Origin of the sequence: Shewanella sp. SP2S2-4 (assembly GCF_031932025.1) — a bacterium.
Taxonomy (GTDB): domain Bacteria; phylum Pseudomonadota; class Gammaproteobacteria; order Enterobacterales; family Shewanellaceae; genus Shewanella; species Shewanella baltica.
Window position 1 is genome coordinate 1 of record NZ_JAUOER010000045.1, and the last position, 6,866, is coordinate 6,866.

At 46.6% G+C, this 6,866-nt stretch carries 6 protein-coding genes; 2 read left to right on the forward strand and 4 right to left on the reverse strand.

Annotated elements, in window-relative coordinates; translation table 11 throughout:
* Window positions 1-384: 384 nt before the first annotated feature.
* Entirely contained in the window at window positions 385-933 is a 549-nt protein-coding gene (gene gmhB, locus Q4Q54_RS21500; RefSeq protein ID WP_261273883.1) for a D-glycero-beta-D-manno-heptose 1,7-bisphosphate 7-phosphatase, read from the reverse strand.
* Window positions 934-1,401: 468 nt separating this feature from the next.
* Between gmhB and Q4Q54_RS21505 the strand changes: the two genes are divergently transcribed.
* The gene (locus tag Q4Q54_RS21505; protein ID WP_006082136.1) at window positions 1,402-2,073 is read left to right on the forward strand and encodes a GntR family transcriptional regulator; all 672 of its coding nucleotides are present in this window, start codon (window positions 1,402-1,404) and stop codon (window positions 2,071-2,073) included.
* Between the two features lie 91 nt (window positions 2,074-2,164).
* On the forward strand, window positions 2,165-3,232 hold the full coding sequence (locus Q4Q54_RS21510; RefSeq protein WP_261273882.1) for a ketoacyl-ACP synthase III: 1,068 nt from the start codon (window positions 2,165-2,167) through the stop codon (window positions 3,230-3,232).
* 87 nt (window positions 3,233-3,319) lie between these two features.
* On the opposite strand, the gene Q4Q54_RS21515 is transcribed toward Q4Q54_RS21510, so the two are convergent.
* From Q4Q54_RS21515 to Q4Q54_RS21525, 3 genes are all read right to left on the reverse strand, one after another.
* Complete coding sequence (locus Q4Q54_RS21515) at window positions 3,320-3,922, reverse strand: lecithin retinol acyltransferase family protein (RefSeq protein ID WP_311989520.1); 603 nt, start codon at window positions 3,920-3,922, stop codon at window positions 3,320-3,322.
* A 244-nt stretch (window positions 3,923-4,166) separates the two neighbouring features.
* On the reverse strand, window positions 4,167-4,853 hold the full coding sequence (locus Q4Q54_RS21520; protein WP_311989518.1) for an exonuclease domain-containing protein: 687 nt from the start codon (window positions 4,851-4,853) through the stop codon (window positions 4,167-4,169).
* A 1-nt stretch (window position 4,854) separates the two neighbouring features.
* Window positions 4,855-6,702 (reverse strand): DUF294 nucleotidyltransferase-like domain-containing protein, encoded by a 1,848-nt coding sequence (locus Q4Q54_RS21525; protein ID WP_311989519.1) that lies wholly within the window; start codon window positions 6,700-6,702, stop codon window positions 4,855-4,857.
* Between the last annotated feature and the right edge of the window lie 164 nt (window positions 6,703-6,866).

Genomic DNA, 6,866 nt, shown 5'->3' on the forward strand with positions numbered 1-6,866 from the left:
TGGTTAGCAGCTTATTCAGCGTTTAACCGTTGACCCCGCTGGGTCAGTGGATGCGCATTATAGGGATGTCAGATTTTACCGCAACCCCTTTGGCGCGAATAATTACGAAAAACGATTCAAGCGCACACTTTTTAAACTAAAAGTGTGTTTTAACGCCAATATTCTCGAATTTTTGCTGGATTAAGGCAAAAGATGAGGTTAACCCAGCGCTAGAAATGACAAGAGCCAACCTATTGGTTAGCTCTTTATGCCATGTTGGATCGCTTTAACGCAAACTCTCATCCAACAAGAGCGACAACTCGCGCTACTGGTTACTGTGATAGTTGCTGCTTGAGATGAACTTATCAGCAAATGTTTATCTGCTTATAAGTAGTAGCGTAGCAACTAGACTAGGCTTTTTAAGTAAGCTGGCACATCGGCAATACTGCCCAGTACCACAGTGGCATCGCTGTCATCAGCAATAACCTTACCACTGCGCACTAATATGCGAGTGGTCACGCCCGCCGCTTTCGCTGCCTGCATATCTTCGGCTTTGTCGCCAACCATGACTGAGTGCACTAAGTCGATTTTCAAGAATTGCGCCGCATCATTGAGCATACCCGGCTTAGGTTTACGGCAATCACAGTCGACCTTATATTCCCCTATGCCATTTTCACCATGGTGCGGGCAATAGTAGATACCATCGAGTTCAACGCCTTTGTCGGCAAAGTTCCAATCCATCCACTCCGTTAAGCTGTGGAATTGATCTTCTGTATACATACCACGGGCAATACCAGATTGATTTGTGACGACAACTAACTTGTAGCCCATTCCTTTCAAAGAGAGGCAAGATTCAAACACACCTTCGATATATTCGAAGTCATCCACTAAGTGGACATAACCATGATCTTTGTTAATCACGCCATCACGGTCTAAAAATACTGCTCGACTCACTGTAATACTCCAAAATCGCCTAAGGCGTTATCGCGCTATTATTCCATTCATTATCAAAAATTGCACCGCGAAGTTGTGCTTTTAACGCTAAATTGAGCGTTAGTGATGCTTATCGCTAGATGCGGATAACACCTTGCGCCGAGAGTCTCAATGTATGAAAAATCTTATCCTGTTAAATCAAAGTCCTCGGGCAACATATTTAACTGTTGTACCTGACTCAACCGACTAGTCGAAGTACTTCATTGCAGCAGATAAACAGCGCACTTAGGAAAATGATGGCTGTCGCATTAAAGATTGTTTCCAAGAAAGGCGCATAATTGAGAGAGCTAAAACCATCAAAACCCTCGCCGTTTGGGCATTGTTAATCCCTAAGATGCACCACTCAATCAAGCATTCCCCTTTATTTGTGGTGTTTTTAACGGTAATCTTGGGCAGATAAAGAGAAAATACCCGAAATAGACGGAAATAATGAGTCGAACTACGCCTATAGTCCACAAAACCCGCACCCAGTTAGTTGTTGAAGTGCTCAGAGAGAGAATTCTTTCAGGTGACATAGCCGCAGGAGAGCCACTCAGACAAAGTGCGTTGGCTGAAGCGTTAAATGTCAGCCGCATTCCGGTGAGAGAAGCCTTATTGCAACTCGAAGCCGAAGGACTCGTTAAGTTTGAGCCCCATAAAGGTGCGACGGCGACCGTGTTATCCGTCGAGCAAGTCACCGAACTTTTTGAATTACGTGCCATGATCGAAACCGATCTGCTCGCTAAGGCGATCCCGCTGCTTCAAGAAGCTGATTTAGAAAAAGCTGAACGTGTACTCGAACAATTGGAGTCGGCCTTCAAACATGAAGATGCCGTTGCCAGTTGGAGCGAGTTGAATACGCAATTTCACACTTGCTTATATCAGGCGGCTAATCGCCCACACACCCTTGAGGTTGTTCACGGCCTCAATACTAATTGTGATAGATACATTCGTTTGCAGTTATTGCTCGCGGGGGGGATTCCTGCTGCAGAGCATGAGCACAGAGCTTTACTCAACCACTGCAAACTGAGAGAAACAGAAAAAGCGACGGCGCTACTGCGTCATCATATTCTGCATGCCGCAATGACAATTCGAGATCTCGTCGCCAAACAGGTGGTCTAGATCACGGACGGCCATTAGAGTTGCCGATAAGCTTTGTTGTCGATTCAAGGCAGCGCTCAGGTTCTGCCTTTTTTATTTGAGAGAAACCACCATGCAGTACGCCACTATCACAGGTTGGGGCAAATGTGTTCCACCAGCCACTCTGACCAACGATGATCTTGCGACCTTTATCGAGACATCCGATGAATGGATTAAATCTCGCACCGGCATCAGCCAGCGCCATATCAGTCATGTTAACACCTCTGAACTCGCTTCAGTTGCAGCACAACGTGCACTCGCAGCTGCGGGTATCGATGGCAGTGAAATTGACATGATCATTCTGGCTAGCGCCAGCCCAGACACTTTGATCCCGAATATCGCATCCACTGTACAAGCTAATATTGGCGCCAGTTGTGCCGCGTTCGACATCAATGCTGCCTGCAGTGGCTTTTTATATGGCTTAGGTTTAGCCAGCTCACAAATCAAGAGTGGTCAGAGCAAGAAAGTATTAGTCATTGGTGCTGAACGTTTATCTTTCTATCTAGATTGGTCACGCCGCGAAACTGCCGTGTTATTCGGCGATGGCGCAGGTGCCGTTGTTGTTGAAGCAACAGATGTTGCCGGTGGCGTGCTCGGTTATGAGCTGAATAACGATCCTGAAGGTCGTGACATTCTTAAAGCTGGCTTTGGTACGGCGATGGACAGATTCTCTGCCGAGTCATTGGATTTCTTTATTGAATTCGATGGCCAAGAAATCTTCAAGCGTGCGATTAACGGAATGAATAAATTGAGCACTAAAGTGCTTGAAAAATGTGGTGTTGATAAGGATGAAGTGGATCTTGTGATCCCGCATCAAGCCAACGAGCGCATTATCGATACCTTAGTCAGCCGAATGAAAATTCCGAAAGAAAAAGCCTTCGTTAACATTGCCAATTATGGCAATACCTCGGCAGCAACCATTCCGATTGCGATTTGTGATGCGTTAGAGCAAGGCGTGATTAAGCCAAATCAAACCATACTCTCTTGTGCCTTTGGCGCCGGCTTAACCTCTGCTGCACTCTTGCTGCAATGGGGCAACCGCGTGACGCCTATCAATATCAGTGATGCCGAGTTACCGCCTTGCGATAAAACAGGCATAGAGTTAGTTAAACGCGCTGTCGATTATTTTTGTAAGCCGTAAACGGTTTCTGCAAAACGGTAATATCGTGTTTTACTAAGACAGAAAGCCATCGATTAAGATGGCTTTTTTAGTTTATGACGACAAAACTTATTCATTCAGCTTGCTAATGCTCATCTCATCCCAATAGATAGCTTGATTAAAATGCTCGGCGAGTTTTTGATTTAACTCATTAAAACCTTTAACCGCTTCTTCGCCCCTTTCACTATTGCTAATACAAGACCAGACAAATCGATGACAGTTATTGTCAAATAAATCATATTCCCGATACTGATAAATCGCCTGCTCGGCACGGGTTAACACAGAGTCAGCAATAAGAGGCTGATGCTGATGATTACAGGCAAGAAAGATTTGGCTGCCGGTGCGCCCCGCCAAGAAACGCTTTACCGACACGGCCCGCACCAACCCTGAGCCATGTAACTCTACGAGGCAATCATCACCCAGCCAAATACCGGTATGTTCAATCACCCCAAAGACATAACAACAGACAATACTGCCTGGGATTGGCGCAACTTGTTTTAATCCCTTTTGCCATTGACTCGGCGCCGCCACCATAGCGCGCTTGGCGACGGGATACTTAGGCGCTTTACCGAGTAATCTATCGCGCTCAAGTTGCTGACGTTTTTCGCGCTCATCGGCCAACAAAACTGCGCCGATTAGGGCACTACCCATCCAAAGCAAAGGTAACGGCATCATGTTCTCCTACACACTCAGTTTATTAGAGTGAAGTACAAGTTGGTTGGATTGCCAAGTTGGCGGCATTGAATTTAAGCTTTAAAGTTAAGCTTAGGATTGGGTTTCAAGTCTAGCCTGTCAGTGATTAACCTAAGATGAAATCAGAGTGAGATCAGAGTGAGATTAAAGTTAGATCAGCGTAAAACAGCATCACCCCAACTCGATTAACTCATCCACAAAGAGTGAGTTAAAACTGAAACAGCTAAGTCGATTGCCGCAATAAGTCAGCCACAGTAAGTTGCCCTGCGCCACCCATAGCTGCCATTTGCGCCAATAATAATTCAGCGCAAGCTAAGGCATCGGTCAACGCACTGTGAGCGGTATAAATGGGTAAACCGTAACGTTCGCGGCAAGCACCAAGGCGCAAATACCCCTCTTTAATCACTGAGTGTTCCCGTAGCAAACGATGCCTTTCAAGCATGAGCGTATCAATAGCAGGGAGTACGAGGGCTTGATGATAAATCGCCAATAAATCCTGCTGCAGAAAACGGCAATCTAGCGGAGCATGATGCGCGACCAGCACCCGACCATAGGTTTGATTGATAAACCAACCCATGGCTTCCTCGATGGTGACCGCCTGCACCAGGTGATTATCGAGGATCCCATGGATAGTCGCGCTTTGGCCAACACTGCCGCGAATTTGCACTAACTTTTGCTCGGCGCGTGCCAATGGGATCTCGCCGCGATCAATCGGCACTAAGCCAATACTGAGAATTTGATCTTGCTGCGGATTGAGACCTGTCATCTCTAAATCCATCGCCATCAAAGGCGCTTCGGATAACGGCATCGCCAGCAGAGGTAATAGCGATTGATAATAACCCTTAAACAACTGATGTTGGCAACGCAGCGCCCGCCAATTAAGTTTCGTTTTCAACAGCAGTGTATTCATATCAAAAACTTCGCATGAACTTCATCTTCATCCCCGCCTGCGCCTCATGCACCACTTTAAAGGCATCACGTAGCTGATGGCGAACCAGCGAAGATAAATGCGCGGGTAGCAGATAATTACTCACCTCTAGCCCGAGATTATGCTGATAACCTTGGTTCGATAACCGCATATGGGCGATAAACTCGTGGGCATCGGCAAGATTAAGCGCATCTTTACGATTGAGAATGTTTGCGTCCATCAAGGCACGGATACGTTTCGCAGTATTCACTTCTTTGATCCCTGCCGACAGGGCATAAACACGGGCAATATCGTTGATCAAGGCATTGCCTTTATGCTTCAAATCTATGCCTTTGACTTCGCTGCCATCACGTTCGAGGACAAATTTGCGGAAAAAGCCCAGCGGTGGCGACTCCACCAGCGAATTACCTGTCATGCCCGCGAGGAAAATATCGTTATCACGGGTTTGAGCTAAGACTTTATCCTGCAGCGCATCAAATAAGGTTTGTGGACCGTAAACCGAGCGCATATCGAAGAAGATACTGGCGTGCATTAACGCCTTAGGTTCGGGTGTTATTACCCATTTTTCAAATACCTGTTGCCACTGTTTAAGCGACATTCGCCACTGAGGGTTTTGCGCCATAATATTGCCGGGGCAAAACTCATAACCGCATTGATCAAGTCCAGCACATACGGCATGGGTTAAGGCATCAAAATAACCTTTAGCAAAATCATCCATCTCTTCTGCGACTAACAGACCATTATCTTGATCCGAACATGCCGCTTGATCTTGACGTCCCTGCGATCCAAACGCCAACCAGCAAAAGGCCATCGGCGGTTCACCAAGTAATTGCTGATTGAGCACGATTAACCGCCGTGTCAGCGCATCGGTGACAGAGGTTAACACTCGGCCAATTTCTTCGGCTCTGGCATCGGCACTGATCAAATTTTGTAATAACAGCGGGATTTGCTTACTGACGCCAATTAAACTGGCAAGATCCTGCTGCCGTTCTATCTCACCAATCAACAGTAGCGGTTGTGAGCCCTGCCCGCGCAAGATGTCGGTACTTGTCACCATACCGATGGCTTTATCTTGGTCGATAATAGGCAAGTGATGAATGTTATGCTCGCTCATCAGTAGCATGGCTTCAAAAATCAACGCATTGGAAGAAATTGAAATCGGCGAAACCGTCATGGCATGATGCACAGCAACGCTGCCATCAAGCCCTGCTGCTAACACCCGATTACGTAAATCCTTATCAGTTAAAATCCCAACTAGTTTGTGATTATCCGTTACCAACAGGGATGACACCCGGCTGTTTCGCATTAACAGTGCCGCCTGCGTTACGCTAGCATGGGCATCGATAACAATAGGCGCAGATGACATTAATGTACTGATCCGGCTAGTGGTTGTCAGATCTTTCGCCTTAAAGCGAGCCTCATGGCGCAAACGTTTAGCAAATGCGCGGGTAAAAAATTTATCGAAATTGCGGCTCTCGCTTCTAAGGTTATCGAACAAGGTTTGGGGCAAATGATAAACCAAACCGTCTTCGAGAATAGCGACCTTGTTGACGACTTTCTCCCCCGATAACAAGGTCGAAAAACCAAAAAACTCCCCCTCGCCGACTCTATCGACCAGCACACCGTCAGGATCGCGCACCTCAAAGGCGCCGCTGCGCACCATATATAACTTAGGTGAGTTAGCATCAAAATGAACATAACCAGAGGCTTTACTGTAATAGCCAACAGTGACAGCCTTAGCGCAGCGCACCACAACATCTTCAGGCAGAGTATCAAAGGGCACTAGCCCTTGTAGAAATTGCACTACGGGTTGTAACTCACTGGCATTCATAGGCAACACCTTCTTTTTAAGCGAAACTTTTACTTATATGTCATCACTATAGCCTGCATTGTCGCGGCGCTACATTCGACTAAAGTCAGCCCTAGATTGAGTGCATTAACTCATCAATACCTTGGCTCACCAACTCACTCAACGACAGGAAAACATATTCGAAC

What these genes read in the sequence shown, in the direction of transcription:
- Q4Q54_RS21505 (WP_006082136.1), top strand. Translation starts at nt 1,402, where the DNA reads ATGAGTCGAACTACGCCTATAGTCCACAAAACCCGCACCCAGTTAGTT.
- Q4Q54_RS21510 (WP_261273882.1), top strand. Translation starts at nt 2,165, where the DNA reads ATGCAGTACGCCACTATCACAGGTTGGGGCAAATGTGTTCCACCAGCC.
- Q4Q54_RS21515 (WP_311989520.1), bottom strand. Translation starts at nt 3,922, where the DNA reads ATGCCGTTACCTTTGCTTTGGATGGGTAGTGCCCTAATCGGCGCAGTT.
- Q4Q54_RS21520 (WP_311989518.1), bottom strand. Translation starts at nt 4,853, where the DNA reads ATGAATACACTGCTGTTGAAAACGAAACTTAATTGGCGGGCGCTGCGT.
- Q4Q54_RS21525 (WP_311989519.1), bottom strand. Translation starts at nt 6,702, where the DNA reads ATGAATGCCAGTGAGTTACAACCCGTAGTGCAATTTCTACAAGGGCTA.